27 protein-coding genes and 1 pseudogene are annotated in these 25,992 nt (G+C 60.5%); 15 read left to right on the top strand and 13 right to left on the bottom strand.

Annotated features, from left to right (window positions below; translation table 11 throughout):
* Nucleotides 1-16 precede the first annotated feature (16 nt).
* Nucleotides 17-151 carry a 50S ribosomal protein L34 gene (gene rpmH / locus BM408_RS10660; protein WP_007862708.1) on the bottom strand — a complete coding sequence of 45 codons (135 nt, stop codon included), beginning with the start codon at nucleotides 149-151 and terminating at the stop codon, nucleotides 17-19.
* 456 nt (nucleotides 152-607) lie between these two features.
* Between rpmH and dnaA the strand changes: the two genes are divergently transcribed.
* The 5 genes and pseudogenes from dnaA (at nucleotide 608) to BM408_RS10685 (ending at nucleotide 7,203) form a co-directional block, all read left to right on the top strand.
* Nucleotides 608-2,002 (top strand): chromosomal replication initiator protein DnaA, encoded by a 1,395-nt coding sequence (gene dnaA, locus BM408_RS10665; RefSeq protein WP_092129818.1) that lies wholly within the window; start codon nucleotides 608-610, stop codon nucleotides 2,000-2,002.
* Between the two features lie 318 nt (nucleotides 2,003-2,320).
* Entirely contained in the window at nucleotides 2,321-3,427 is a 1,107-nt protein-coding gene (gene dnaN, locus BM408_RS10670; protein WP_092129820.1) for a DNA polymerase III subunit beta, read from the top strand.
* A gap of 137 nt (nucleotides 3,428-3,564) precedes the next feature.
* Complete coding sequence (gene gyrB / locus BM408_RS10675) at nucleotides 3,565-6,189, top strand: DNA topoisomerase (ATP-hydrolyzing) subunit B (RefSeq protein ID WP_092129822.1); 2,625 nt, start codon at nucleotides 3,565-3,567, stop codon at nucleotides 6,187-6,189.
* 5 nt (nucleotides 6,190-6,194) lie between these two features.
* Entirely contained in the window at nucleotides 6,195-6,452 is a 258-nt protein-coding gene (locus tag BM408_RS10680) for a DUF3297 family protein (RefSeq protein WP_092129824.1), read from the top strand.
* A gap of 132 nt (nucleotides 6,453-6,584) precedes the next feature.
* Nucleotides 6,585-7,203 (top strand): annotated as a pseudogene (locus tag BM408_RS10685) (PolC-type DNA polymerase III).
* Nucleotides 7,204-7,284: 81 nt separating this feature from the next.
* On the opposite strand, the gene BM408_RS10690 reads toward BM408_RS10685, so the two are convergent.
* From BM408_RS10690 to dcm, 3 genes are all read right to left on the bottom strand, one after another.
* Nucleotides 7,285-7,743 (bottom strand): very short patch repair endonuclease, encoded by a 459-nt coding sequence (locus BM408_RS10690; RefSeq protein ID WP_092129826.1) that lies wholly within the window; start codon nucleotides 7,741-7,743, stop codon nucleotides 7,285-7,287.
* 3 nt (nucleotides 7,744-7,746) lie between these two features.
* On the bottom strand, nucleotides 7,747-9,165 hold the full coding sequence (locus BM408_RS10695; RefSeq protein WP_175541753.1) for a type II restriction endonuclease: 1,419 nt from the start codon (nucleotides 9,163-9,165) through the stop codon (nucleotides 7,747-7,749).
* Between the two features lie 139 nt (nucleotides 9,166-9,304).
* Nucleotides 9,305-10,573 (bottom strand): DNA (cytosine-5-)-methyltransferase, encoded by a 1,269-nt coding sequence (gene dcm / locus BM408_RS10700; RefSeq protein WP_092129830.1) that lies wholly within the window; start codon nucleotides 10,571-10,573, stop codon nucleotides 9,305-9,307.
* 271 nt (nucleotides 10,574-10,844) lie between these two features.
* Here dcm and BM408_RS10705 point away from each other — a divergent pair, with 271 nt between their 5' ends.
* From BM408_RS10705 to BM408_RS10720, 4 genes are all read left to right on the top strand, one after another.
* Nucleotides 10,845-11,294: a hypothetical protein gene (locus BM408_RS10705; RefSeq protein WP_175541754.1), complete on the top strand. Its 450-nt coding sequence runs from the start codon at nucleotides 10,845-10,847 to the stop codon at nucleotides 11,292-11,294.
* 96 nt (nucleotides 11,295-11,390) lie between these two features.
* Nucleotides 11,391-11,804, top strand: a complete 414-nt coding sequence (locus BM408_RS10710; RefSeq protein ID WP_092129832.1) for a VOC family protein — start codon at nucleotides 11,391-11,393, stop codon at nucleotides 11,802-11,804.
* Between the two features lie 173 nt (nucleotides 11,805-11,977).
* The gene (locus BM408_RS10715) at nucleotides 11,978-12,250 is read left to right on the top strand and encodes a hypothetical protein (protein ID WP_371327009.1); all 273 of its coding nucleotides are present in this window, start codon (nucleotides 11,978-11,980) and stop codon (nucleotides 12,248-12,250) included.
* A 218-nt stretch (nucleotides 12,251-12,468) separates the two neighbouring features.
* Nucleotides 12,469-12,690, top strand: a complete 222-nt coding sequence (locus BM408_RS10720) for a hypothetical protein (protein WP_092129834.1) — start codon at nucleotides 12,469-12,471, stop codon at nucleotides 12,688-12,690.
* Between the two features lie 37 nt (nucleotides 12,691-12,727).
* Here the strand turns inward: BM408_RS10720 and BM408_RS10725 are convergent, their stop codons facing one another.
* Both BM408_RS10725 and BM408_RS10730 read right to left on the bottom strand, forming a co-directional pair.
* Nucleotides 12,728-13,567, bottom strand: a complete 840-nt coding sequence (locus BM408_RS10725; RefSeq protein WP_092129836.1) for an alpha/beta hydrolase family protein — start codon at nucleotides 13,565-13,567, stop codon at nucleotides 12,728-12,730.
* Between the two features lie 41 nt (nucleotides 13,568-13,608).
* The gene (locus BM408_RS10730; RefSeq protein ID WP_092129838.1) at nucleotides 13,609-14,424 is read right to left on the bottom strand and encodes an alpha/beta fold hydrolase; all 816 of its coding nucleotides are present in this window, start codon (nucleotides 14,422-14,424) and stop codon (nucleotides 13,609-13,611) included.
* Nucleotides 14,425-14,540: 116 nt separating this feature from the next.
* On the opposite strand from BM408_RS10730, the gene BM408_RS10735 reads away from it, so the two are divergent.
* Nucleotides 14,541-15,380 carry an inositol oxygenase family protein gene (locus tag BM408_RS10735; protein ID WP_092129840.1) on the top strand — a complete coding sequence of 280 codons (840 nt, stop codon included), beginning with the start codon at nucleotides 14,541-14,543 and terminating at the stop codon, nucleotides 15,378-15,380.
* A gap of 329 nt (nucleotides 15,381-15,709) precedes the next feature.
* Here BM408_RS10735 and minE read toward each other — a convergent pair whose 3' ends face one another.
* From minE to minC, 3 genes are all read right to left on the bottom strand, one after another.
* A complete protein-coding gene (gene minE, locus BM408_RS10740) occupies nucleotides 15,710-15,970 on the bottom strand; it encodes a cell division topological specificity factor MinE (protein WP_092129842.1) in 261 nt (86 codons plus the stop codon).
* Between the two features lie 3 nt (nucleotides 15,971-15,973).
* Nucleotides 15,974-16,792, bottom strand: coding sequence for a septum site-determining protein MinD (minD, locus tag BM408_RS10745; RefSeq protein ID WP_092129844.1), 819 nt, complete (start codon nucleotides 16,790-16,792; stop codon nucleotides 15,974-15,976).
* A gap of 65 nt (nucleotides 16,793-16,857) precedes the next feature.
* Nucleotides 16,858-17,640 (bottom strand): septum site-determining protein MinC, encoded by a 783-nt coding sequence (minC, locus tag BM408_RS10750; RefSeq protein WP_092129846.1) that lies wholly within the window; start codon nucleotides 17,638-17,640, stop codon nucleotides 16,858-16,860.
* Nucleotides 17,641-17,914: 274 nt separating this feature from the next.
* Here minC and BM408_RS10755 point away from each other — a divergent pair, with 274 nt between their 5' ends.
* The 3 genes from BM408_RS10755 (at nucleotide 17,915) to BM408_RS22730 (ending at nucleotide 20,101) form a co-directional block, all read left to right on the top strand.
* Nucleotides 17,915-19,072, top strand: a complete 1,158-nt coding sequence (locus tag BM408_RS10755; protein ID WP_092130071.1) for a metallophosphoesterase — start codon at nucleotides 17,915-17,917, stop codon at nucleotides 19,070-19,072.
* A 134-nt stretch (nucleotides 19,073-19,206) separates the two neighbouring features.
* Nucleotides 19,207-19,635 carry a PPC domain-containing DNA-binding protein gene (locus BM408_RS10760; protein ID WP_092129848.1) on the top strand — a complete coding sequence of 143 codons (429 nt, stop codon included), beginning with the start codon at nucleotides 19,207-19,209 and terminating at the stop codon, nucleotides 19,633-19,635.
* Between the two features lie 100 nt (nucleotides 19,636-19,735).
* Nucleotides 19,736-20,101: a hypothetical protein gene (locus BM408_RS22730; RefSeq protein WP_139237333.1), complete on the top strand. Its 366-nt coding sequence runs from the start codon at nucleotides 19,736-19,738 to the stop codon at nucleotides 20,099-20,101.
* Between the two features lie 37 nt (nucleotides 20,102-20,138).
* On the opposite strand, the gene BM408_RS10765 is transcribed toward BM408_RS22730, so the two are convergent.
* The 4 genes from BM408_RS10765 to BM408_RS10780 form a co-directional block, all read right to left on the bottom strand.
* Nucleotides 20,139-21,098 carry a TIGR03915 family putative DNA repair protein gene (locus BM408_RS10765; RefSeq protein WP_092129850.1) on the bottom strand — a complete coding sequence of 320 codons (960 nt, stop codon included), beginning with the start codon at nucleotides 21,096-21,098 and terminating at the stop codon, nucleotides 20,139-20,141.
* A 259-nt stretch (nucleotides 21,099-21,357) separates the two neighbouring features.
* The gene (locus BM408_RS10770; protein ID WP_092129852.1) at nucleotides 21,358-22,353 is read right to left on the bottom strand and encodes a lysylphosphatidylglycerol synthase domain-containing protein; all 996 of its coding nucleotides are present in this window, start codon (nucleotides 22,351-22,353) and stop codon (nucleotides 21,358-21,360) included.
* Nucleotides 22,354-22,360: 7 nt separating this feature from the next.
* Nucleotides 22,361-23,656: a cardiolipin synthase ClsB gene (clsB, locus tag BM408_RS10775; protein ID WP_092129854.1), complete on the bottom strand. Its 1,296-nt coding sequence runs from the start codon at nucleotides 23,654-23,656 to the stop codon at nucleotides 22,361-22,363.
* Between the two features lie 2 nt (nucleotides 23,657-23,658).
* Nucleotides 23,659-24,462, bottom strand: coding sequence for an endonuclease/exonuclease/phosphatase family protein (locus tag BM408_RS10780; RefSeq protein ID WP_092130072.1), 804 nt, complete (start codon nucleotides 24,460-24,462; stop codon nucleotides 23,659-23,661).
* Nucleotides 24,463-24,939: 477 nt separating this feature from the next.
* On the opposite strand from BM408_RS10780, the gene BM408_RS10785 reads away from it, so the two are divergent.
* On the top strand, nucleotides 24,940-25,263 hold the full coding sequence (locus BM408_RS10785) for a hypothetical protein (RefSeq protein WP_092129856.1): 324 nt from the start codon (nucleotides 24,940-24,942) through the stop codon (nucleotides 25,261-25,263).
* A gap of 76 nt (nucleotides 25,264-25,339) precedes the next feature.
* Nucleotides 25,340-25,876, top strand: coding sequence for a hypothetical protein (locus tag BM408_RS10790; RefSeq protein WP_092129858.1), 537 nt, complete (start codon nucleotides 25,340-25,342; stop codon nucleotides 25,874-25,876).
* Nucleotides 25,877-25,992: the final 116 nt, after the last annotated feature.

Genomic DNA, 25,992 nt, shown 5'->3' on the forward strand with positions numbered 1-25,992 from the left:
GCCAGCAACAACAGGCTTATACAGCCAGGCGCTTGCGGCCTTTGGCGCGGCGTGCAGCGATCACTGCGCGGCCGCCGCGCGTTTTCATGCGCGTGAGGAAGCCGTGCGTACGGGCGCGTTTGACTTTGGAGGGTTGGTATGTGCGTTTCATGATTGAGTCCTACTAGCCGGTTAGCTACAAAGCTCCCCTTTGCCTTTTGCTTTGCCTTACTTGGTTACCCGGTTGGGGTAATCAAGAGCCAAATTCCGTTGGGCGATTCAAATGATCTTGGTGGCCGTACAACACAACCAACTCTGCAAGTCTTTCAAAAGCGGGCAAACCCGCTGCGAATCAGGGAAACCCATGATTATCGCAGATTTCCCAACGCTGGCAACAAGTTAGCCCGCCCATTTGGGGTAAAGACTGAGATGCGCCCGGACGGCCATTTCAGGGCCGTCCAACTACCACAATCAGGCCCCGAAAATAGGTTGAAACCCGAAGCAATTATTTTGTGGATAACTCCCCGCCCGGACTACAATTACCGGTGCTCAAAATTAACAATATCCACAAGCAGCAACCCGCTGCCCGGCGCCTCTTGCCAGGCCAGCAACCCCCTCAAAACCAGCCATGAGCGAGGCATCCGTCCAACACCTGAGCCAGGATTTGTGGCAAAGCTGCGTCGACCATCTGGCCCAGGAACTGCCTGAACAGCAGTTCAATACCTGGATCCGCCCTCTGGTCGTGGACGTCGCGCCCGACCTCTCCAAAGTCACCGTTTTGGTGGGTAACCGCTTCAAACTGGACTGGGTCCGGGCCCAATACGCCGGCCGGATTTCCGCTCTGCTCGAGAAGGTTTCCGGCCAGAGCATCCCTCTTGAGTTAGCGCTTGCTCCTCGTGAAGTAGCCGCCAAGTCGTCATCTTTGGTTCGAAATTTTGAAGGATCAGGAATTCCCGAACCCATTGGCCTGGGCGTTCCTGAAGAAGCCGCCGGCGCGCCGTTTAAAAACCGGCTCAACAGCGCACTGACCTTCGACACCCTGATTGAAGGCACGGCCAACCGCATGGGCCGCGCCGCCGCGCTGCATGTTTCCAGCAGCCTGGGGCAGCTTTACAACCCGCTCTTTATATATGGCGGCGTCGGTCTGGGCAAAACCCATTTGATGCACGCCATCGGCAATAAATTGTTGTCGGACAACCCGGCCGCCAAAGTTCTCTACATCCACGCTGAACAATTTGTTTCAGATGTGGTTAAAGCTTACCAGCGCAAGACTTTTGATGAATTTAAAGAGCGTTATCACTCGCTCGATTTGCTGCTGATTGACGACGTCCAGTTCTTCGCCAACAAGGACCGCACCCAGGAAGAGTTTTTCAACGCTTTCGAGGCCTTGCTGACCAAAAAGTCGCACATTGTGATGACCAGCGACACTTATCCCAAGGGTCTGACGGATATCCACGAACGCCTGGTTTCTCGCTTCGATTCCGGCCTCACGGTCGCCATCGAGCCGCCCGAGCTCGAAATGCGCGTCGCCATCCTGATCCGCAAGGCCGAGGCCGAGGGCGCCTCCATGCCTGAAGAAGTCGCCTTCTTTGTCGCTAAAAACGTCCGCTCCAACGTGCGTGAGCTTGAAGGCGCCCTGCGCAAGATCCTGGCTTACTCACGCTTTAACTTGAAGGAAATCTCCATCCAGCTGGCCCGGGAGGCCCTGCGCGACCTGCTGTCCATCCAGAACCGCCAGATTTCCGTCGAAAACATCCAGAAGACGGTCGCCGACTATTACAAGATCAAGGTCGCCGACATGTATTCCAAGAAGCGGCCCGCCAGCATTGCCCGGCCGCGGCAGATCGCCATGTACCTGGCCAAGGAACTGACCCAGAAGAGCCTGCCCGAGATCGGTGAGCTCTTTGGCGGCCGTGACCACACCACCGTGCTGCACGCCGTGCGCAAGATGTCTGCAGAGCGCCAGCAAATGACCGAGCTCAACCAGCAGCTGCACGTGCTCGAACAAACCCTGAAAGGCTGAAGAGCGGCCACCATGTGTGAAATGAATCCTTTAGCGCTCATATCCCCCTGGTTTCCGGGCAATATGCAGGGCCAAACCAGGCCCTCAATAAGTTTGGGGACAACTTTTGAACAACCCATGGCTTATCCACAGAAGCAGATGACAATCGAAAGTTGTTCATATCCGGCACGGTACTTCAAAGGCGTCTGAACACATGGTTAAACAAACGCCAAGTGGTTGATCAAAAAGGGGAAAATAGCGCTATCCACAGATTGGCGCCGCCCTTATCTACTACTACTAATTTGAATTAAAGAATTAAAGATAAATACAGAGGAAGTCATGATCGTTCTGAAAGCAACCCAGGATAAAGTTTTGTCGGTACTGCAATCCGTGGCCGGCATCGTGGAGCGCCGCCACACCTTGCCGATTCTGGCCAACGTGCTGATCCGCAAAACCGGCGCACAGCTGCAGCTCACCACGAGCGATCTTGAAATCCAGATCCGCACCACCGCCGATCTCGACGGCGACGCCGGCAACTTCACCACCACGGTGGGAGCCCGCAAACTCATCGACATCCTGCGTTCCATGCCCAGCGACCAGACCGTGTCGCTCGAGTCCTCGCAAAACAAGCTGATCCTCAAGGGCGGCAAAAGCCGCTTCACGCTGCAAACCCTGCCGGCTGAAGACTTCCCCCTGGTCCAGGAAGCCGCGAACTTTGGCCCCGGCTTCTCGGTGCCGCAAAAGGTGCTCAAGGAGCTGCTCAACCAGGTCTCCTTCGCCATGGCGGTGCATGACATCCGCTACTACCTCAACGGCATCCTGTTCGTCGCTGAAGGCAAGCAACTGAGCCTGGTCGCCACCGACGGCCACCGCCTGGCCTTCTCCTCCGCCATGCTCGACGTTGAAGTACCCAAGCAGGAAGTCATCCTGCCGCGCAAGACGGTTCTGGAAATGCAGCGCCTGCTCAGCGACAAGGAAGGCGCCATCGAGATGCAATTTGCCGGCAACCAGGCCAAGTTCAGCTTTGAAGGCATGGAATTTGTCACCAAGCTGGTCGAAGGCAAGTTCCCCGACTACAACCGCGTGATCCCCAAGAACCACAAAAACATCATCACCCTGGGCCGCGTGCCTTTGCTGGCCAGCCTGCAGCGCACCGCGATTCTGACCAGCGAGAAGTTCAAGGGCGTGCGCCTGAACATCGAGCCCGGCACCCTGCGCGTGGCCTCCAACAATGCCGAGCAGGAAGAAGCCGTCGACGAGCTCGACATCGACTACGGCGGTGACGCCATCGAAATCGGCTTCAACGTGACCTACCTGATCGACGCACTGGCCAACATGGACCAGGACATGGTGAAGATCGAGCTGGCCGACTCCAACAGCTCCGCGCTGCTCACCATTCCCGACGATGCAGCCTTTAAATACGTGGTGATGCCGATGCGCATTTAACGCGCAGAACAGGCCCCTCCCAACAGACAGACCCGCGACTTTCCGCGGGTTTGGTCATTCAAGAGATTGAAGAAATCGAAGCAATTCGAAAAAAGATCGATAGAAGATCGAGCAATAGATCGGAAAAGAAGCTGGATATGACTGAAGAAAACAAAGTGAACGAAGCCGACCAGGTGCACGTATCTGAGGGCGCAGCAGGCGAGGAAAGCTCCAATTTCCAGCCCAAGATCGACACCAACCAGGCCGGCGCGTCCGAAGCTTATGGCGAAGGCTCCATCCAGATCCTGGAAGGCCTGGAGGCCGTGCGCAAGCGTCCCGGCATGTACATCGGCGACACGTCTGACGGCACCGGCTTGCACCACCTGGTGTTCGAAGTCGTCGACAACTCCATCGATGAAGCCCTGGCCGGCCACTGCGATGACATCGTTGTCACCATCCACACCGACAACTCCGTCAGCGTCACCGACAACGGCCGCGGCATCCCGACTGGCATCAAGATGGACGACAAGCACGAGCCCAAGCGCTCGGCCGCTGAAATCGCTTTGACCGAGCTGCACGCCGGCGGCAAGTTCAACCAGAACAGCTACAAGGTTTCAGGCGGCCTGCATGGCGTGGGCGTGAGCTGCGTGAACGCACTCAGCAAGATGCTGCGCCTGACGATTCGCCGCGACGGCAAAGTGCACGTGATGGAGTTCTCACGCGGCTTTGTGCAAAACCGCATCATCGAACAAGTCAACGGCATTGACGTCTCGCCCATGAAGGTGATGGACGACACCGACAAGCGCGGCACTGAAGTCCACTTCCTGCCCGACACCGAGATCTTCAAAGAGAACAACGATTTCCACTACGAAATCCTGAGCAAGCGCCTGCGCGAGCTGAGCTTCCTCAACAACGGCGTGCGCATTCGCCTCAAAGACGAGCGCACAGGCAAAGAAGACGACTTCGCCGGCGCCGGCGGTGTGAAGGGTTTTGTCGAGTTCATCAACAAAGGCAAGACCGTTCTACACCCCAACGTGTTTGCCGCCATGGGCGACCGCGCCAGCGACCAGGGCACCAACATCGGTGTTGAAGTCGCCATGCAATGGAACAGCGGCTACAGCGAACAAGTGCTGTGCTTCACCAACAACATTCCCCAGCGCGACGGCGGCACCCACCTGACGGGCCTGCGCGCCGCCATGACCCGCGTCATCAACAAATACATCGACGACAGCGAGCTGGCCAAAAAAGCCAAGGTGGAAGTCACCGGCGACGACATGCGCGAAGGCCTGTGCTGCGTGCTGAGCGTGAAGGTGCCTGAGCCCAAGTTCTCAAGCCAGACCAAAGACAAGCTGGTCTCCAGCGAAGTGCGCGGCCCGGTCGAAGACATCGTGAGCCGCCTGTTGCACGACTACCTGCAAGAGCGCCCCAACGACGCCAAGATCATCGTCGGCAAGATCATTGAAGCTGCCCGCGCCCGTGAAGCCGCCCGCAAGGCCCGCGACATGACGCGCCGCAAAGGCGTGCTCGACGGCATGGGCTTGCCCGGCAAGCTCGCCGACTGCCAGGAAAAAGACCCCGCCATGTGCGAGATCTACCTGGTCGAGGGTGACTCCGCCGGCGGCTCTGCCAAACAAGGCCGTGACCGTAAATTCCAGGCCATCCTGCCCCTGCGCGGCAAGATCCTGAACGTCGAAAAAGCCCGCTACGAGAAACTGCTGACCAGCAACGAAATCTTGACGCTGATCACCGCGCTCGGCACCGGCATCGGCAAGGCCGGCGGCATTGGCGGCACGCCAGGCACCGACGACTTCAACGTCGCCAAGCTGCGCTACCACCGCATCATCATCATGACCGACGCCGACGTTGACGGCGCGCACATCCGTACCCTGCTGCTCACCTTTTTCTATCGCCAGATGCCCGAGCTCGTCGAGCGCGGCCACATCTACATTGCGCAGCCACCGCTGTACAAGGTCAAGGCCGGCAAAGAAGAGCAGTACCTCAAAGACACGGCAGCACTCGACGGCTTCCTGCTGCGCATTGCCTTGAAGGATGCCTCCGTGCAGCCTGGCGCCGACGACAAGACCGTGCTGACCGGCGACACGCTGGCCGAACTGGCCCGCAAACACCAGCTGGCCGAGTCCGTCATTGCCCGCCTGCGCGGCTTTATGGACGCGGAAGCCCTGCGCGCCATTGCCGATGGCGTGAGCCTGAACCTGGACACCGTGGCCGACGCTGAAGTGTCAGCCGTGACCTTGCAAGCCAAGCTGCGCGAACTCAACACCACCGGCGCCCCCGCCGAAGTGGCCGGCGAGTTTGACACCCGCACCGACAAACCCATCCTGCGCATCAGCCGCCGCCACCATGGCAACGTCAAGAGCAGCGTGCTCACGCAAGACTTTGTGCACGGCGCGGACTACGCCACCCTGGCTGAAGCCGCTGCCACCTTCAAGGGCCTCATCAGCGAAGGCGCCAAGGTTACCCGCGGCGAAGGCGAGCGCCAGAAGGAAGAAAAAATCAGCGACTTCCGCCAGGCCATGGCCTGGTTGATCGGCCAGGCTGAGAACGCCACCGCACGCCAGCGCTACAAAGGCCTGGGCGAAATGAACCCCGCCCAGCTGTGGGAAACCACCATGGACCCGACCGTGCGCCGCCTGCTCAAGGTACAGATCGACGACGCCATCGAAGCCGACCGCGTCTTCACCATGCTGATGGGTGATGAGGTCGAGCCACGCCGCGAGTTCATTGAACAAAACGCCCTGCGCGCCGCCAACATCGACGTCTAAGCACCATGACCGAAGAAACCAAAACAGCAGAACGCCCCGCGCTGCCCGACCACCTCTCCACCGACGAGCGCAGCCCGCACTTCGTCAGAGCCATCTTTGAGCACGATATCGGCATCCGCTTTAACGACAAAGAACGCAACGACGTTGCCGAGTACTGCATCAGCGAAGGCTGGATCAAGGTGCCCGTCGGCAACAAGGTAGACCGCAAAGGCAACCCGCTGATGATCAAGCTCAAGGGGCGGGTCGAGTCGTTTTACAAATAGGCGAAAGCCTGGCCCGGGTTAGTCATCTATTTACCCGATCATGATCAACACCATGAAGCTTCAACCTCCCGCAGGTGAACTTTATGGTGTTTTTCATTGGGGCAGTCACGTCACAGAAACCATGAGCCATTCATGAGCCGTATTGCCGTCATCGACTTCGAAACCACAGGCCTCTCACCCGCCATGGGCGACCGCGCCACCGAAGTCGCCATCGTGCTCGTCGAACACGGCCAGGTCGTCGACAGGGTTCCAAAGCCTGATGAACGCAGGCCGCTACATCCCGTCCTTCATCGAAAGCCTGACAGGCATCAGCAACACCATGATCGCCGCCGCACCAGCAGCCGAGAAAATCATGGCCGAGGCCAATCGCTTCGTTGGCAACACCCCCATGGTGGCCCACAACGCCTCCTTTGACCGCAAGTTCTGGGAAGCCGAACTCAGCCGCGCAGGAGAGCAGGCCACCCAACCCTTCGCCTGCACCATGCTCGTCGCCAGAAGGCTTTATCCCCACGCGCCCAGCCACAAGCTGGGCGTGCTGATCGACTACCACTGCCTGCCCAAAGCCGGGCGGGCGCACAGGGCTATGGCTGATGCGGAGATGGCGGCGTCTTTGCTGGGTCAGATTCAGGATGACCTGCGTAGCCGTCATCGCGTGACTCGGCCTGACCATGCTTTGCTGCTTGCGCTGCAGCGATGTGCGAAGCCGGCCGTCTCGGCTCTGATGTCGAAATACGCCGAGCCGGTGAGGTAAGGCCTTTGATTATTCCGATGCCTTGGATCCGTTTCTGAGAAGAAAACGAGGAGCAGAGTGGGAGCTATGCCCCACAAGTCGCTACACCCGTTGTTCTTTGCCTAAGACCCCAATACTTTCGACTCCATCAATCCACGAGGTTAGGCTCGTGGTTAACGACTCGATACTTTGCGAGGGCCGTATAAAGCACTCCCATACTGTCAAAACACGCCATCCCATTTTCTGCAGTGCGTAAATGGCTTGCTCGTCTCGATATACGTTGCCTTCGAGCTTCTTTTTCCAGAAGTCAGCTCTTGTCGCGGGTAACTTGGAGAGAGAACAATTTTGATGCAAGTGCCAAAAGCAACCGTGTACGAAGATAGCGATACGTCGCTTAGGGAGGACAATATCTGGACGGCCTGGCAGGTCTTTTCGATGTAGCCGAAATCGGTAGCCGGCTGCGAATAATGCTTTACGGATGATAAGTTCTGGCTTGGTATTTTTTCCTTTTATACCGGACATCATTGCACTTCGGGTCTGAGGTGAAACAACATCAGTCATGGCTTAGCTCCAAATACCCATAGCTCCCCATATGGGTTTTCTGCGCTGCATCAATTCCTCGGTGAAAAATTCCGAGAACGTAAGTACGTTTGGTTCCTTAGCGTACTCAACCACAGTACCTTGAGCTTTAAAAGCTTCGGGAACGACCAGAAGAACGGATTTTCCATTCATTTCACGAACGGCTGAACGAGTAACCTTTTCATCCATTGTTGCCAAGAATATTGAACAGCTTCGCCCTTCCATGGGCACTTGTTTCCAGCGCTCTCGAAGAGTGGTTTTGGCGGCCAGTACCAGCGCATCTGGTGAGTTATCTAAATACATCCTGCCAACCGGCAATACAAAATCTGGGCGACGAGTACCGACAACAAGTTGCTCTTCGTAAGGAATTTGGCCTTCGTCCAACATTCTTTTTATATGAGCCTCAAAGCCAGCCCCGACGCGAGTGCGACGTTGTTGGGAAGCGTCGCGCATAACCTCGTACAGCGGAATGAAATGCCGAACGACCCGCGTGACGATTTGCTGCGTGGAAGGAGCGATGCCGTCTCTAAACAAAATCTCCAGCACTTGGGATGCTCTATATCGAAGCTCGTGTCTCCGATATATCGTGAACTCAACCTCCGTGGTTAACTCCATTAGTGAGTTGCCGGGAGTTTTTTGGGAGAACGGGTCAAAAGAGTTTGCTGAGTCTTTCGCAAGCCATTCCTCTTGGGCCTGTTTGGCAATCAAGCTTGAGTTTGGTATTTGGCGATACCTAGCAATAAGCTGGGAGAGCGTCTTGGCATGTATTGCGGCGATGAATTCAGCGATGAGTTGATCTAGCTCATCGACCAGACTTTGGGGCAGTGTGTCCGGTTTTGGTGCTTCAAATACGCCTGCAAGAAATGTATGCTGCAGATCAAAACGAGCCTCGATGAGGGAATAGACCGTCGAATTAGAGTCAACGGTCAGGCATTCGAAATAAAGCTGGCCATTCTCGTCGCGCGTGCGACCCATGACCAAGAACGATGCAGGACTCAGATCCGAAAAGGCTTTTTTTGGTGGAACAGTAAGGTGCCCTTCCGTTCCTTTATTGGTAAATCGGCGATAGAGATGCGTAAGAATCTCACCGGAGATTGCAGGCCACTTAGCTCGAATCTCCTCCATGTAGATGTGCGGCTTGTCTTCACGACGTGCCATTTCTGAATCAGCGGGAAAGAAGGGTCCTCTGAACTCCAGCGGCACGTAAAAGCCGGCTTGGTGTCCTTCTTGGACATGCCAAGCCCATGCGCGATCGTTTTTCGATAATTTTTTGATCGCTACCTTATCCGACACCTCATAGAGACGATCGAGTAACTTTAGTTGTCTCAAGTCGTCCTCAGTGAGGACCCCATCCTCCGGAGACTCTTCAGATAGCTCGAATTGAATTGGGGTGAAGGCGGGCATTTTTTTGAGGCTGATTTGACATGCAAATGTAACCCGCATGGAGCTGAGCCGCCAGTTGATCTAATCAAGTGGACGTTATAAAGCGAAGGCCATAGCACGGCCTCAAAGAGGGGTCACAGCGTCGCTTCAAGCGACAAGGTCAGGCCGCTCGGGGAATAGGCTGTTGCTCCTGGCGGATAGATTCAAGAATCAAGGGCTGCATTGCACGGGCAACAGCGCTCATGACGGGTACGACAACGGAGTTGCCGAATTGTTTATACGCGCGAGTATCTGAAACCGGGATTCTCATACTGTCGGGGAAGCCCATTAGGCGCGCGCATTCCCGAGGTGTTAGTCGACGAGGGTTCTTTTTGCTGCCTTGGCTTACGAGTATCTCGGAGCCATCCTTGTAATAGCGGGCAGACAGCGTACGGGTAACGCTGTCTGGAGTGACAAGGCCGAACCCGAACCCATTGCCAGCTTCTTGGTGCTTCTTTTTGTAGGCTTGCAGATACGCCCAGAGCTTGTCAGTCAGCGTGTACTTGTCGAGCACTTTGTGTTTTGCATGGTCGTAATACTTGGACCCATCCCACTCCAGCTCAGGCTCGCCAGTCTTTTTGTGAAGAATCTCGCCGAGAGTATGTTGGCCTTTGCCTGGCAGAGTAACCATATCCCAGTCAAATATGACGGGGTCACGGAATCCAACGATGATGATTCGTTCTCGGTGCTGCGGCACAAAGTGCGCGCCATCTATTACCTTGCAGAAAACTTGGTAGCCCAGCTCGTCGCGCAGAGTTTTCAGGATGACATCAAAGGTGCGCCCTTTGTCATGCGACTGAAGGTTTTTGACGTTCTCGAGCAGAAAGGCGCGAGGCTTTTGTTCTGCAATGATTCGCGCCACATCAAAGAACAGGGTGCCTTGGGTTGCATCGGCAAAACCGTGTGCTCTTCCCAACGCATTTTTCTTTGAAACTCCGGCGATGGAGAAGGGTTGGCAGGGGAAGCCTCCCAACAGAACGTCGTGTTCAGGAATGTCTTTTTCGTGGATTTGAGTAATGTCACCGTTCAGGGAATGACCACCTTGGAAGTTCTCTGTGTATGTCTTCTGGGCGTATGAATCCCATTCGCTTGTGAAGACGCATTCGCCGCCAATAGCTTCAAATGCCAGCCGGATGCCGCCGATGCCGGCGAACAAGTCGATGAACTTGAAGTCACCATTGCCGGGAAGCGGGCCGAAATTGAGGAGGCGCTGCAGTTCGGCTGCAATGTGGGCTGGCGGGGGCAGCTCGCCTGTTTCCCAGCGGCGCAAGTGGCGTGGACTTACCTTGAGATGTTTGGCTACTGATTCTTGGCTATGGGTTTTACGGGCGGCAGCCAAATAGGCGATGGCTGCGGAATGGTCGGCGGTGGTAAGGGCAGTGGTTTTCATACGGCGGGAATAATTTCGGACATTTTGTCCGCTTTTTGTCCCCTTGTACATCCATCCAGTGGTTTTATTTTGAGTGTTGTGAATTGGCGGCAGGATAGGGCGCGCTTCTGCTGAACTTGCCAGCAGGCCTCTCAGCTTGTAAACCGTCTTGGCGTTATGGTTGGTGAAGCTGTTGCTATTTCTTGGGGTGAGCGATGTACTGTCGCGACAGCTCCCAAAGTCACAGCTCATGTGGAGAGGCGTTATTGCCGTACTTAATCAAGGCTCACTTATGGAAAACCGGGTACCGCTACCAACCGACAACATTTTTAAGTTTTACGCACTTTTTGGATTAGTGCTTTTCATATTTTGTTTCGCCACTACTCTCTACAACACGAAAACCACGAACGAATTCATGTCATCTGCGTTCGTTGAGCTAGAGGAGCTAAAGGCTATGGCTTCGCCTACGAATCGAGACGTCGCCAGGCGCGAGATCTTGTTACGTCAAATAGAAGTGGCGAAGCAGGATAAGGATTTTTATAAATGGGCGTGTGCTGTTATCGGGGGCATCGGAACGTTGGGCATGGTGGTCGGATTTACCAAGTGGCATAGAGAAATTCAACCGATGTTGGATGAAATCTCTCAGTTGCAGCTGGCGAAGTTGCGGCACGAAGTGAGTCAACTAAGCGCCAACCCTAGCAAGGCTCGGCGGATTTTGCCGAACCGCCTGCGCCGAATGTGATGAGCTGACATGACCTGCAGAGTTGCGGGTCAATTCATTGCCAAGTCAGATCGGCGAAGCTAAGCTTTTTCTTCTTAATCAACAAGGAAACAGCCCATGCCAAACACCACCTCCCTCCCCGAAAGCATCATGTCCCACGTCTCCATCGGCACGAACGATTTTGATCGTGCCAAGGCCTTCTATACCGCCGTGTTGGGCGCGATGGAGATCAAGGTGATCATGGAGCACCCTGGCGCTATTGCTTATGGGCGGGCTTATCCAGAGTTTTGGGTGGGGGTGCCGCATGACGGGGGTAAGGCGCATGTGGGCAATGGCTCGCACTTTGGCTTTTTGGCTGTGTCCAAGGAGCAGGTGGATGCGTTTTATGCCAAGGCGCTGGAGATGGGTGGGCAGGGTGATGGCGCGCCTGGCCCGCGGCCTTTGTATGGGCCGCAGTATTACGGCTGTTTTGTGCGGGACCTGGATGGGCACAAGATTGAGGCGCAGTTTTCGGATACCTCTGCGGGTTGACCGCACGCTGCCGGGCGCCTCGTCTTGTCGCGCCTGGGTATGGGGTGCTGTCTGACATGGGTGGGCAGTTCGGCTTTCCAGAATGGTTGATACGCGGGGCGGTTTCAGCAGCACATCACCAGTGATTAGCTGTTTGCCGGCCTCTTGTTCAAACCCTTATCTGGAGACCCACCATGGCCAACAAGCCCAATACCGCCAAAACCAACAAGCAGGACACGCGGGGCAGCGCGCGCAAGCCCGTCGATGACGGCAGCGTGCAGGACAGCACGCCCAAGGCCTCGGGCCACGGCGGCAAGGTTGAGAACGACTTCAACCAGGTGGGTGAGCAAAAGCCCACGCAGCGCAATGAGGGCCAGCGCACGGCCAACAGCCGCAGTGACCGCGAATCCCACGTCGGTGGCAGCAACCAGCTGCAGTCGCGCCGGGGTGGCAATAGCGCGCGCTGAGGCTGACAGCGCGTAAAGGCCCCTGAAAGCCCGCACCGCCGGCATGGGCGTGGGCTTGAATCTGTAAAGAAGATGGCCCGCCGGCCCGCGCCGCGCGGGCATTGGCGCAATTTGATACATAGCGCAACACTGCAGACGCACGGCTCTAAGCCTGGCGGCGCAGGATAAAACCTTTGCTGCTGCCGGCTTGGCGGCGACTTTGAGCCGAGGTGAATGCCATGAAGAAGATTGCCAACTTTTTGTTCCGGCCGCGTTATTTGCGGGCCATTCCTTCGCTGGTGGTGCTGACGACCGCGATGGCTTGGGGAGTGGCGCCGGACCCGGATACGGATATGACGGACGCGGTGCAGAAGCGGGCCAGCGTGACGCTGTCGCTAAGCCATGACACCATTGGCAACAGCCCTGGCGACAAGCCTCTGGATCCCTCCGAAGAAGCCTGAGCCCGCTTCAGCGGTTCAATTTAGACCCAGGCGGCGATCACCTGGCCGCGATGATCCAGCGGCTGATCTTGCCGACCACGTCGGCTTCTATGCCGTTAAAGCCGTGGTAGGCCTGGGGTTCGCAGGGGTCGCCCCGGCTTTGGCCGCCGGTCACGCTGATGAGTTCGGCTTTTGGGGTTTTGGCGAGCTTTTCCATCATGGCTGGGATCTCGCTGAAAGGGCAGACCTTGCAGCCGTCGTTTTCGTGGTGCACCACCAGTACGGGGATGGTCAAGCTTTCAAGCGGCATTTTGGGCACGGCGCGGCCGCCCGGGTCAACCAGGATGGTGGAGGTCAGCACCAGGCCATCGGGGCCGCCTTGCGTTGGGCCCGCTTCGGTGGCGATGTAGGCGGCTGACTGGGTGCCGCGGCTGGTGCCGACCAGCCACACGGGTGCGGGTGATTGCTGCCTGAGCCAGGCGATGACGGCGAGCACGTCGGTGCGGTGCTCGGGCCGCTGCCGGTTGCCGCCCAGGTAGGGTGGCGACTGTTTGTCTGACGGCGCATCGATTACCGCGACGGCAAAACCCGCATCGGCAAACTGCTGGCGCATGCGCACCAGGAAGTTGCCGCCCAGCCCGCCAAAACCACCGCTCTCGTTGATCTGCAAACCGCCGTTGCCGCCGGCGAAGAGGATGACGGCTGCCTTGGGCGGGTTGGCGGTGGCGGGCGCGATATAGACAAAGCGCTGGGTGACGCCGGTACGTGTGGGAATGTCGACCACGCGGGGCGCGGTTTGCGCCCGGGCGCTTTGACCGGCCACGGCCATGCACAGCAGCAAGCCCGCGGGCAGGGCGTAACGCAGCCACAGGCGCCGGGCAGAGGGGAGCGGGTTCATGGGCTGGCTCCTTGTTGAAGATGTTGAAGGGGGTTGCGGCTTCAGGGCGCGGTGGCCACCTTGATCCACTGCGCCACCGCCTCGCTGGCGACCACTGGCGTCGTCAGGTGGGTGGCCTTGACTTCGAGGTACTGGCTTTTGGGGTTGGCTGGCAGCTTGTCGGCAAAGTAGGGTTTGGCGTATTTGCTGATGCCGTCTTCATCACCCACCACGGTGAGCACGGGCGTGCCGGGCGGGATGCGCGGCGCGGTGACGCTCATCTCGGCGTCTGAGGCGGGGTCAAAGTAGCTCAGGTAGTCTTTGGCGGTGGCCGCCACGGGCTGCTGCTTGCCCTGGTTGATGTCGTTGAAGCGCTCACGCGAATCGCCCTTGCCGGCGGCGACCAGCTTGCGGGCTTCGTCCACGCTTTCGCGCACCGAGGTGTTTTGCTGGAAGGCGTAGTAGCGCGCGGGAACATGGCCGGGCGCCAGCAGCACCAGGGCCTGCACGTCGCCGCCGCGCGCGGCAAAGCCCATGGCGGCGGGCACGCCCATGCTGTGGCCGGCGATGACGATTTTGGTGGCGCCCTGGCTGCGCAGGCTTTGCACATGCGTGGCCATCTCGGCCATGGCCTTGTCCCAGTTGCCGTCGAGGTAGCGGCCGCGCGACCAGGGCATGTCGGGGTAGAGCACCAGCATGCCCGCGCCTTCTAGCACGGGTTTGAGGCGGCTCATGTTGGGGTCGTTGTTGTTGCCCGGGCTTTTGCCGTGCAGCATGAGCACACCTATCTTGTCTTGCGCCTGGGCGATGCCGCCCAGCAGGGCCGTGGCGGCGAGCAGGGCGAGGGTGATGAGGCGGCGGGTGAGCTGGCTGCGCATGAAGGCCTTTGGTTGGGGGCGGATTGCCGGGAGGGTATGCGGCATCGTACCCGCGTGCTTGCCGCCCTGCAGCCGGGTTTGCACGCGGCGGTGGGCCTTTCTACAATGCCTGAATCATGATGAACGCCGCCCCGCAAGCCGCCGCCAGCCCTTTAGCCCCCACCACGCTGCTGGCCAGCGAGCCTGAGCGCGCCGCCTACCGCGACTACGCGCAGCCGGGCATAGACAGGGTGCGCACTTTTTACCGCAATAACCACCAGCACCAGACGCTGGACTTTGTGCTGGCCAAGAAGGCGCAGTGGTTGACGTTCTCTCAGCGCGAGATGACGCCCTGGGCGGCGCTGGAATTCCTCAATACGCTAGTGGATGAGTCTGACCCCGACATCGAGCTGCCGCAGATCAGCCACCTGCTGCAGACCGCCGAAGCGATTCGCGCCGACGGCCACCCCGACTGGTTTGTGCTGACGGGGTTTATCCATGACCTGGGGAAGGTGCTGTGCCTGTTTGGTGAGCCGCAGTGGGCGGTGGTGGGGGATACGTTTCCGGTGGGGTGCCGGTTTTCAGAGCGGGTTGTTTACCCGGAATACTTTGACCTGAACCCCGATAGCCGCGACGCACGCTACAACACGGAGAACGGCATTTATGCGCCGGGCTGTGGGCTGGATGCGGTGCATATGTCTTGGGGGCATGACGAGTACCTGTACCAGCTGATGAAGGCGCACCTGCCGCTGCCGGCGCTGTACATGATTCGCTATCACTCGTTCTACGCTTGGCACCGCGAGGGGCAGTATGGGCATCTGACCGATGCCCAGGATGCGGCTCACCTCGAATGGGTGCATAAGTTCAATCCTTATGACCTGTATTCCAAGAATGACAAGCCGCCTGTGTTGGCGGAGCTCAAGCCTTATTACGAGGACTTGATGGCTAAGTATTTGCCTTCGATGCTCAAGCTCTAGTTTTCCCGGTTCTTGTTCCGGCTGGCGCTTGCCCTGTTGAGGGTGGCTGGCCGGGGGTTGCCCGGCGGCAACTCACTTTTCTTTGCTTCGCCAAAGAAAAGTAAGCAAAAGAAAGGCGACCCTACTGTCTGCGTCCCCTGCGCTTCGCTCCGGGGCAGCCTGCGGTGCTCGGTCCAGACGGGGTCAAAAACAACTCGCCTTCGGCTCAAACAAGTTTTTGCCCTTATCCGTCTGGCCCTGTGCTCCTCGGCGCAGACAGAAGGGGCAATCGGGTGCGGGAACGGATTCGGATTCGGGATCGGGAACCGAATACCGGAGTTAACCCGTCTTCACTTTTTGTCCGGCAACTCAATCTTCACTTCCAGCACATCCAGGTTGTCTTGCCGTTCCAGGTGCAGCTTGATGTGGTCGGGGTTGATGGGGATGTATTTGGCGATGACTGCAATCAGGTCGCGTTGCAGGGCCGGCAGGTAGTCGGGTTTGGGGCTGCGGTCTGTGCGTTCGTGGGCGAGGATGATTTGCAGCCGCTCTTTGGCGACGTTGGCGGTTTTCTTTTTCTCGCCTAAGAGGAAGGACAAAAAAGACGCCATGCTTTATTTGCCTCCAAACCAGCGCTTGAAGATCCCGGGTTTTTGGGCGTCGATGAAGCGCATGGGTTTGTCTTTGTCGCCGAGGAAGCGGTCGACCACGTCTTTGTAGGCTTCTGACACATCGCTGCCTTGCAGGTGCACCGCGGGCACGCCCTGGTTGGAGGCTTGCAGTACGGACTCAGACTCGGGGATGACGCCTATGAGTTTGATGCGCAGGATGTCTTTGATGTCTTCTAGCGACAGCATCTGCCCCTGGTCGACGCGGCCGGGGTTGTAGCGGGTGATGAGCAAGTGCTCTTTGATCGGGTCGCCGCCGTCTATGGCGCGTTTGGTTTTGCTGGAGAGCATGCCGAGGATGCGGTCGGAGTCGCGCACGGAGGAGACTTCGGGGTTGGTCACCACCAGCGCCTCGTCGGCAAAGTGCATGGCCATGAGGGCGCCGGTCTCTATGCCGGCGGGGGAGTCGCAGACGATGTATTCAAAGTCCATCTCGCCCAGGTCTTTGAGGACTTTTTCCACGCCGTCTTTGGTAAGCGCGTCCTTGTCGCGGGTTTGCGAGGCGGCCAGCACAAAGAGGTTGTGGCATTGCTTGTCTTTGATGAGGGCCTGGTTGAGGGTGGCTTCGCCGTGGATGACGTTGATGAGGTCATACACCACGCGGCGCTCGCAGCCCATGATGAGATCGAGGTTGCGCAGGCCCACGTCGAAGTCGATGACGGCGGTTTTGTGGCCGCGCAGCGCCAGGCCGGTTGCAAAGCTGGCGCTGGTGGTGGTTTTACCCACGCCGCCTTTGCCGGAGGTGACCACGATGATTTTTGCCATGCTTGAATTTCCTTGGAAGCGAGAGAGATCGGGAGAGGTGTTGGGTGGGAGGAGGATTGCCGTGCTTATGCCGACATGACATTCATGACCAGCTTGTCGCCTTCTTCGCCGGGGACGAGCCGCACTTGGGTCGGCTTGCCCGCCATGCCGGCAGGCAGCGGATGTTCGCTGGTTCGGTATACGCCGGCAATCGACAGCAGCTCGGCCTCCAGCGCCAGCGAGAAGATGCGTGCGTCCGCATTGCCGCGCGCGCCGGCCATGGCTTTGCCGCGCAGTGGCGCATAGACATGGATGTGGCCGTCGGCAATCACTTCAGCCCCGGCATTGACCATGGCCAGCACCACCAGGTCGCGGCCGCGCGCATAGACCTGCTGGCCTGAGCGCAGGGGTTTGTCGATGACCATGGCGCCTTGCGGTGCCGGGGGAGGGGCGGCGACGGGTGCGTGTGCAGGCTCTGCTGCGGGTGTTGCGGCAGGCGCGGGCCGCGTGGGCACCAGGTGCGCATCGGGCACGGGCAGCAAGCCGGCCTGAAGCGCCGCGGCCATTTGCGCCGGGTTGCCGCCCTTGGCGGAGATGGGCACCAACTGGTAGCTGCCCAGCAGGGTGATGAGGGAGGGGAAGTCGATCTCGCCCACAGGCTGGCCGGCCTGCGCTGCGGCTTGCAGCGGCGAGAGGTCGATGATCAGCGCATCCTGGTCGAAGAAGTCGGGGATATCGCCAAAGCGGGCTTCAAGCTCGCGCGCCAGCGCAACAAGGTCGGTGGACTTGAGCAGCAAGGCCACCAGGGGCAGGTTGGCGCTCTTGATTTCAAAGGTGGCGGGAGTGGTGGCCTGTATGGCAACGGTCATGGAGTCATGGGCAAAAGAAAACGGGCTGCCGGCGAGGGCCGCACAAAAGAATGAGAAAAGAAGAGATCAAAAGATCGCCGAGGGTAGCCGCCGGCGCAGCGTATCCAGCCGCACGCTTTGTCGCACTTGTGAGTGGGTGAAACGTTTGTGGTCCGGGGCGGCGGCATCAAGCGGCACTGATGTGGTGCGCCGGCGCCGCGGTAAAAAACCACGCAAGCATTGAATGCACGGGGCCCGCACCCATATGCAGGGCTTCGCACCCTGGATCTTTTTTATGAACTTCCTGCCTCTGGCGCTTGTAACCGCGCTGCTCCATGTTTACATTGGCGCACGCCTTGTGCCTGAGCTGGCCGCCTACCCCACGGGTCAATGGCTGTTGATGGCGGGCCTGGCGATCTCTGCGCTGGTGATGCCGCTGGGCCTGATGGCCGGGCGTGTGGCCAAACAGCCGCTGGCCGACGTGCTGACCTGGGTGGGCCTGCTCTTTATGGGCCTGTTCTCGTCGATGCTGGTGTTGACGCTGGCGCGCGATGCGGGCTTGCTGCTGCTGTGGCTGGTGGATATGGCTGCACCGGGCAACTTGCCCATGGCCTGGCTGCGCACCACCTCGGCCGAAGCCGTGCCGCTGCTGGGCGTGGTCATCACTGTGCTGGGCTTTTTGAATGCGCGGCGCACCGCCGCCGTGGTGAAGGTCGATGTGCCCATCAAAAACCTGCCGCCCGCGCTGCAGGGCTTTACTCTGGCGCAGATCAGCGACATCCATGTGGGGCCGACGATCAAGGCGGCGTACTTGCGCCGCATCGTCGACAAGGTCAACGCACAGCATGCCGACGTGGTGGCGATTACCGGCGACCTGGTGGACGGCAAGGTGAGCGAGCTGGCGGACCATGTTGCGCCGCTGGCTGATCTGGCCTCACGCCACGGCACTTACTTTGTGACGGGCAATCACGAGTACTACTCTGGCGCGCATGCCTGGATTGATGAGCTGCGCCGCCTGGGGCTGACGGTGCTGCTCAACCAGCATGTGGTGATTCGCCCGCCCGCTGAGGTGTCGCAGGGCGGTATGCCACTGGTGTTGGCGGGTGTGACGGACTACAGCGCCGGCCACTTTGATCCGCTGCATCGCAGCGACCCGGAGCTGGCCTTGCGTGGCGCGCCGCTGAATGCCATACGTGTGCTGCTGGCGCACCAGCCGCGCAGTGCGGCTGCTGCGGCCAAGGCCGGGTTTGATTTGCAGCTTTCCGGCCACACGCATGGCGGGCAGTTTTATCCCTGGAATTTGTTTGTGCGGTTTCAGCAGCCGTTTACTGCGGGCTTGCACAAGCTGCAGAACCTGTGGGTTTACACCAGCCGTGGCACGGGGTACTGGGGGCCGCCCAAGCGGTTTGGGGCGCCTTCGGAGATTACGGTTTTGCGCTTGGTGGCGGGTTAAGGCCTGGTTTGGCCGCTGGAGCAAGCCTCCAAATCGGCCTGCAGGCCAATAGACAAGGGTCTAAGCGGCTATAAATCTAATAGCACCTAACAAACCGCTTGAACAATCCCAACCCCGTCCGCTAACCTCCCCACATGCCGGAAAGCAGCTCCCCCCAAGCCCTGGTCCTCCGCCTGGCCCCAGGCGAAGACCTCCGCACAGCGCTGGACGCCGCATTCGCCCAACTGCAGGCGGAGCAGGGCGCGCAGGCCGCTTGCGTCATCTCCGCCGTGGGGAGTCTTTCCCGCGCGGTGCTGCGCTATGCGGCGGAACCGGGCGGCACGGTGCTGGTGGAAGCGCTGGAATTGATCACGCTCTCGGGCACGTTGAGCGCGGACGGCGCGCACCTGCATGCCAGCGTGGCCGACGCGCGTGGCCAGGTGCGGGGCGGCCATGTGATGCCGGGCTGCATGGTGCGCACGACGGCGGAGATTGTGCTGGCGCCTTTGCCGGGCTGGGCGTTCACGCGGGAGCAGGATGCGCAGACGGGCTTCAAGGAGCTGGTGGTCCGGCGCACGGTTTGAGGGGCCAGCGGGCAGCGGCGTAAAGTGAACTTCATTGCGCGCCTGTTGATCTATCTTGTAGGCGAGTGAACCCACTACACGCAACCCAGGAGGTATGGCCATGCAACAAGCAAAGAAACAATTAACTGCTGCCGTGATGCAAGGCGCTGGCGTTTCGCTCGCCGCCTTGCTGATGTTGGCGGCCGCTCCCTGGGCGGCAGCCCAGACAGAGCCGGGCCCGTCGGCTCCCGCGGTGAAGCCGCAGCCTGCCACCAGCCCCAGCACGCCGCGGCCAAATCGCATCAACCGCAACCCGGCGTTCCGTGAGCAGTTGCCTGAGGCACCCCCTCCGCCGCCGGACCCGCGTGACTCCAGCATCCGGCCGACGACACCGCCGGGCACGAGTGATGGCCGTGACACGGTGTTGCCCCAGCCGGGACAAGCGCCCGTGCCGGGTGCGGCGTCATCGGCGCCGCGTCAGCCCTGAGTAGCCCTGAGTTCAGCGCCCTGAGCGCACGCCGCTGCTAAATCGACAGCGACCGGCCGGAGGCCTGGCCGCTGCCCGAAGCACCTGATGCGCCTCTGGCTGCATGGGTGTTGCGCGTGCCGGTGGAGGACGGCTTGGCGCGTGGCCGGCTTTTGCGGTAATGGCGGGGCTGCTCTTTTTGCATCAGCCGCCGGCGCAGGCGGTCGGGGTGAAAGACCTGCTCGTAGAAGGTGAGCCAGCGCTGCTCGCTGGCGTCGGGCGTGGGCGCGGCGCTTTTGCCGGCTGCCGGGCCAAAGCGCAGGGCGACCACCGGCTCCTGGGGTTTTGCCACGGCGTACTCTGCGCCGCCGGCATGCCGGGCGTGGCCGAAGTTTTGCGGGCCCAGGTAGTCGGCTTCGACGCTGCCTTCGGGTGTGAGGATGGCCCAGCGCATGTGTGCAAAGCGTTTGGCAAACAGCGGTGCGACGGCGTCCATGATGTGGTGCTCGGGCTCGAACCAGGCTACATGCAGCGGCCCGCCCTGGGGCCGGCTTTTGAAGGTGTCGTCTTGCACCGAGTGAAAGCGCAGCTGGGCCTTCATTTTCTGCATGTCGTGGCGCACTTCTTCGGCCATCTGGCGGGCCAGCGCCATGTCGGCGTCTAGCTGGTTGTGGCGCAGCTCGGGCTCGTGCACCAGGCGCCACAGCAGGCGGTAAAGCAGGTTGAAACGCTGGGGGCTGCTGTGCATGACGGCCAACTGGCAAAGGGCGACGTATTCGGGCGGTACGCTGACGGCGGGTGCGTCGCTGAGCGCGGGGCCGGTGGCCTCGGCGCCTTCAGCGCCTCCAAATGGCGTGCTGCTGCACTGCCAGCTCACCTGCTCGGGCAGGATGTTTTGGGCGAGCATGCCGCGCGCGGCACGGCGAAAGCCCTCGTAATCTGCCTGACCCTGCAGCGTGACGGGCAGCAGCGCCTGGGGAAAGAGGTCGTTCGTCAGCAGGTCATTCATCACACCCATGCGTACATCCTTTCTTCTTTCTTCACGTCAGACTTCATGGTGCGGTGTTGGGTTGCACCGCGCCTGTAGGCAAAGAGGCCGAGTTCCCGGGGGCGCGTAACCCATGAGCGGGAAGGAGGGCGGCCACAGCCTTAAAGCCCAAAATATACTGTATCAATATACAGTGTTTGTGGGTTTTGGTGTGAAAGTGGGCGCAAGGCCCTGGCCAACTTGTGGCTTTGGCGCCTAAAAACCGCCTAAAAGCAGGCGAAATGGGTGATCAGCGTGCCGGGCGGCGTAACTGCCTGGCTTTGGCTTCCATCACCAGGTAAGTCGCCGCCGCCACACCCAGCGGTACCAGGTAATAGACCACGCGGTAGGCCACCAGCGCGGCCAGCAGCTCGGCCTGCGGCATCAGGTGGGAGAGCAGGGCGACAAACACCGCCTCCAGTACGCCCAGCCCGGCCGGGATGTGGGTGATGACGCCGGCGATGGCGGCCAGCAGCAGCACGCTGACGACGGCCGAGAACTCGATGCGGTGCTGCAGCAGGATAAAAATAATCGACGACATGATGAGCCAGTTGCCCGCGCCCATCACCAGCTGCAGGGCGGCCAGGCGGAATGAGGGCAGCTCGATCTCATGGCCGCGCAGCCCCAGCGAGCGCCGGCGCGAGAAGGCGCAAATGGCGAGATAGCCGGCGGCAACGGCCAGCAGCACACAACCGATCAGGCGCAGGTGATCACTGGTGATGGGCCAGCCGGGCGGCAGGGTGGGCGGCTTGAGGCTGAACACCAGGCCTGCCAGCAGCAGGTAGCCCATCCAGTTGGCGAGCATGCTGATGGACATGATGCGGGTGATGGCGCCATTGCGCAGGCCCAGCCGTGAATAGAGGCGAAAGCGAAAGGCCACGCCGCCCACCAGCGAGCCCAGGTTGAGGTTGAAGGCGTAACTCACAAAGGTCACCAGCATCACCGTGGGGGTGCGCAGGGTGTGGCCGGTGTAGTGGCGGCCCAGCAAGTCAAAGCAGCTGTAGAGCGTGAAGCTGGCCAGCATCAGCACCACCGCGCCCCAGGCCGCGGTGACGGGGTAGTCCTCTAGCGAGGTGAGGACCTGGCTCCAGTCTATGGTGCGGGCCTGCGACACGAGCAGGCCGGCGACCAGCGCAAAGAAGACGAGCGTGGCGCCGCGTTTGAGCCAGGTCCACCAGGGCTTGTGACGGCTGATGTGAGGGGCGGGGGCCTGGCCGGGTATTGGCAAGGTGCGGCTTTGGGCCATCAGGGTCTCACACCGGTTTGGCCTGGCCCACCGGCTTGGAAGCTGGGGAAGCGGCTGGCGCAGCGGGGGCGGGCATCAGCGTGCCGGCGGGCGTCAGGCGCGGCGCGTGCGCCGGCAGCCAGCCGGCCCAGGCGGGGTAGCGGCGCAGCAGGTGAAACACAAAATAGCTGCGCAGCTTGCGCCACCAGGTCGATTCGACCAGGTCTTCGCGGGCAATCTGCTTGCAGCTGTGCTGCATCAGCGCGTCCAGCCGCTCGTTCAAATGCTGGTTGAAGGCGCGGTCGCGGATGACGACATTGGCCTCGAGGTTGAGCGAGAGGCTGAGCGGGTCCAGGTTGCTGGAGCCCACGGTGGCCCATTCGTCGTCGATGGCGGCGACCTTGCCGTGCAGCGGCCGCTCGCAGTATTCGTAAATGCGCACGCCGGCGTCCAGCAGGTGGTGGTACAGCATGCTGGCTGCCGTCTTGACGATGGCCATGTCGGGCTCGCCCTGCAGGATGAGGCGCACGTCAACGCCGCGCCGTGCGGCGTGGCGCATTTCCCGCAGCAGCCGGTAGCCGGGGAAGAAATAGGCGTTGGCGATCACCACGCGCTGGCGCGCCGTGCGAATGGCGGCGCGGTAGTGGCGCTCGATGTCGTTGGTGTGTTTGCGGTTGTCGCGTGTCACAAAAAGCGCCGAGGCCTCGCCCACGGGTGTGGGAACGCTGTCGCCGCGCCAGGTGCCGGCCAGCGAACGCGCGCGGTTGGTAAAACGCTCGCGCAGGCCGGGTGGCGGTTCCGCGCCTGCATTGCGGTGGCCTGCAGCCAGGGCTTTGTGCACAAAGGTGTCGATGTCGCCGACGATGGGGCCTTCGATTTCAACCGCGTAATCCTGCTTGGCCTCGGGGCCGAAGTCGGCCAGGTGGTCGGCCGAGTAATTGATGCCGCCGACAAAGGCGCGCTCGCCATCCACCACCACAATCTTGCGATGCATGCGGCGGAACACGTTGGTGCGCCAGCCCCAGAGCTTGGGGCCTGGGTCAAATACATGGATGCGCACACCGGCGCGCGTGAGGGTGGAGATGAATTCGGGCGAAAGATCGGGCGAGCCGTAGCCGTCTATGGTCAGGTCGACCTGCACGCCGCGCCGCGCGGCCGCATGCAGCGCCGCGTGCAGCTCTTCACCGACCTTGTCTTCAAACAGGATGAAGGTTTCCACCATCACTTCGCGCTTGGCCGCGGCGATGCACTCAAAGACGCGGGGGAAAAACTCCTCGCCGTTTTCAAGCAAGCGAAACTGGTTGCCACTCACCCATCTGGACATATCTAGAGCTCGATTTCTGCCGCTAGCGGCGCATGGTCAGAGAGATGCGACCAGGGCCGCAATGGCAGCACCACGGGCGCATGGCCAATGGCGTTGCGCACATAAATGCGGTCCAGGCGCAGCAGGGGCAGGCGCGCGGGGAAGGTCCGCGCCGCCTGGCCGTTGGCCTGCACAAAGACTTCGTGCAGCTCGGCGCCTTTTTCAAGCCGCGCATGGGCGCGGTGCCGCCAGTCGTTGAAATCGCCGGCCACCACCACGGGTGCATGCGGCGGAATGTCTTTGCGCACCAGCTCGCAGAGCATGTCCATCTGCTGCTCGCGGTGCGACTCCATCAGCCCCAGGTGCACGCAGATGGCATGCACATTCACGCTGCGGCCGGGGATTTGCAGCTCGCAATGCAGCAGGCCGCGGCGCTCGGGCCCGCTGATGGAGACGTCGCGGTTTTCAAAACGCACGATGGGAAATTTCGACAGCACCGCGTTGCCGTGGTGGCCGTTGGTGTACACGGCGTTGCGGCCGTAGGCGAACTGCGGCCAGATGGTGTCGGCCAGGAATTCGTAGTGCGGGGTTTCGGGGTAGTTGTCGAACTTGTCCTGGTGCTTGACGTGGTTGCCGGTGACCTCTTGCAGGAAGACCACGTCGGCGCCCACGCTGCGCACGGCTTCGCGCAGCTCGGGCAGGATGAACTTGCGATTGAAGAAGGTAAAGCCCTTGTGGATGTTGACCGTGAGCACCTTGAAGGAAAACGAGGACTCGGGGCTCACCGCGGCCAGGGCGGTTTGCGTGTCGGCCTCGACAGCGGCCATGTCGACCCGCGTGCCCGCCTTGGGCGGCTTGACGGGAACGGCCACGGACAGCGCGTCGGGCGCGCTGCGGCGGGAGGCATCGGAAGAGTCGGGAACAGGAGGCTGCATAAAAAGAGAAGGCAAAAGTGGCGGGGCGCGGTGTAAAGAAAAAGAAGAAGGAACAGGATACGCGCCCGCCGGACACCTTGGTAGAGACCTTGATGTTGACCTTGGCGTTGATTGTGTCTCTGGGGCTTTTGCCCGGGGTGTAGGACAGAAACTTATTTGCACGCCCGGCTGGCGCGCCTTCCATGCCGCCGTAGAGGAGGGGGCTGCGCAACCACAGGCTGCGGGCGCAGTGTCCTACATGGTGCGGCGTGCCTCTCCGGCAAGTTCACCGCAGCTTGCCACTTAAATTGAAATCAGCCCCGTCATCACATCAGGGCATGTTTATCAAACGCGCCTTATTAACGGGGCTTAACTGAAGAGGAAATAACCATGACGAAGTTCTCCATGAAATCCATTCCTGTCGCCGCTGCAATGGCCGCTGCTCTGCTCGTGGGCGCTCAGGTCCATGCACAGACCGACACCGCCACGCCGCCCGGCAGCACCAAGGCGCAGGACCAGGTCAAGGCAGCCCCGATGGGCGGCACGCCCACAACACCTGAAGCGCGCACGGCCGCCAAGGCTGAACGTGCGGCTGCCCGTGCTGAAAAGCGCGAAAAACGCGCCGCCAAGCGCGCGAAGAACTCCGCAGCGCGTGACGCCGCTGCCACCTCCACAGGTGGCGCACAAGGCCCTGCCGCCGGCGGCACCAAGTAATTAACCCAACCCGCCTGGAGAAGCTGCCTTTTGGCACGCTCACCTTCAAGCCCATCGTTTTTCCAAGGAGATTGATATGTCCAAGTTCACTATTCGTTCCACCATTCGTTCTATTCCCGTTGCTGCTGCCCTGACGCTGGCTGCGGCGTTTGCTTCCCCTGCCGTGTTCGCACAGGGCCTCGGCGTAGGCGTGGGTGCCGGTGTCGGCGTGAATGCCGGTGCGGGCACACGCTCAGCAGGCGTTGGCGCCAACACGGGTGCGGGTTTGGGCGTGTCGCTCGGCCAGAACACCAACATTGATGCCGGTGTGCGCGCCAATGCGGCCGCCAGCGGCGGCGGTGACAGCGGCCTGGGCTCCGGCATGAGCAGCGGCCGGGTGGGCGCAGGCGCCAATGCGGGCGTGGGCGTGAATGCATCCGGCGCCAGCAACGTGGGTGGCCAGGCCGCAGGCGTGGTAGATGGCACGGGCCGTGCCGTTGCCCGCACGGGCAGCGCCGTGAAGAGCGGCGCCAAGCGCACCTATAACGGTGTGAGCAATGCTGCAGGCGGTGTGCAGGGTGGCGTGCGGGCCGGCGTGCAGGGCGGCGCCGACCTGAGCGGCGGCACCAAGTAAGCGTTAGACGCTTAGCCTGAATTCAAGCGCTAAGTGCGCTTGGGTTCTTGCCACCGGATAACAAGCACTTTACGAATACCGGGCGCGGGTTGAACCTGCCGCCCGGTTTTTTTTAT

The organism is Polaromonas sp. YR568, from assembly GCF_900116715.1.
Lineage (GTDB): Bacteria > Pseudomonadota > Gammaproteobacteria > Burkholderiales > Burkholderiaceae_C > Polaromonas.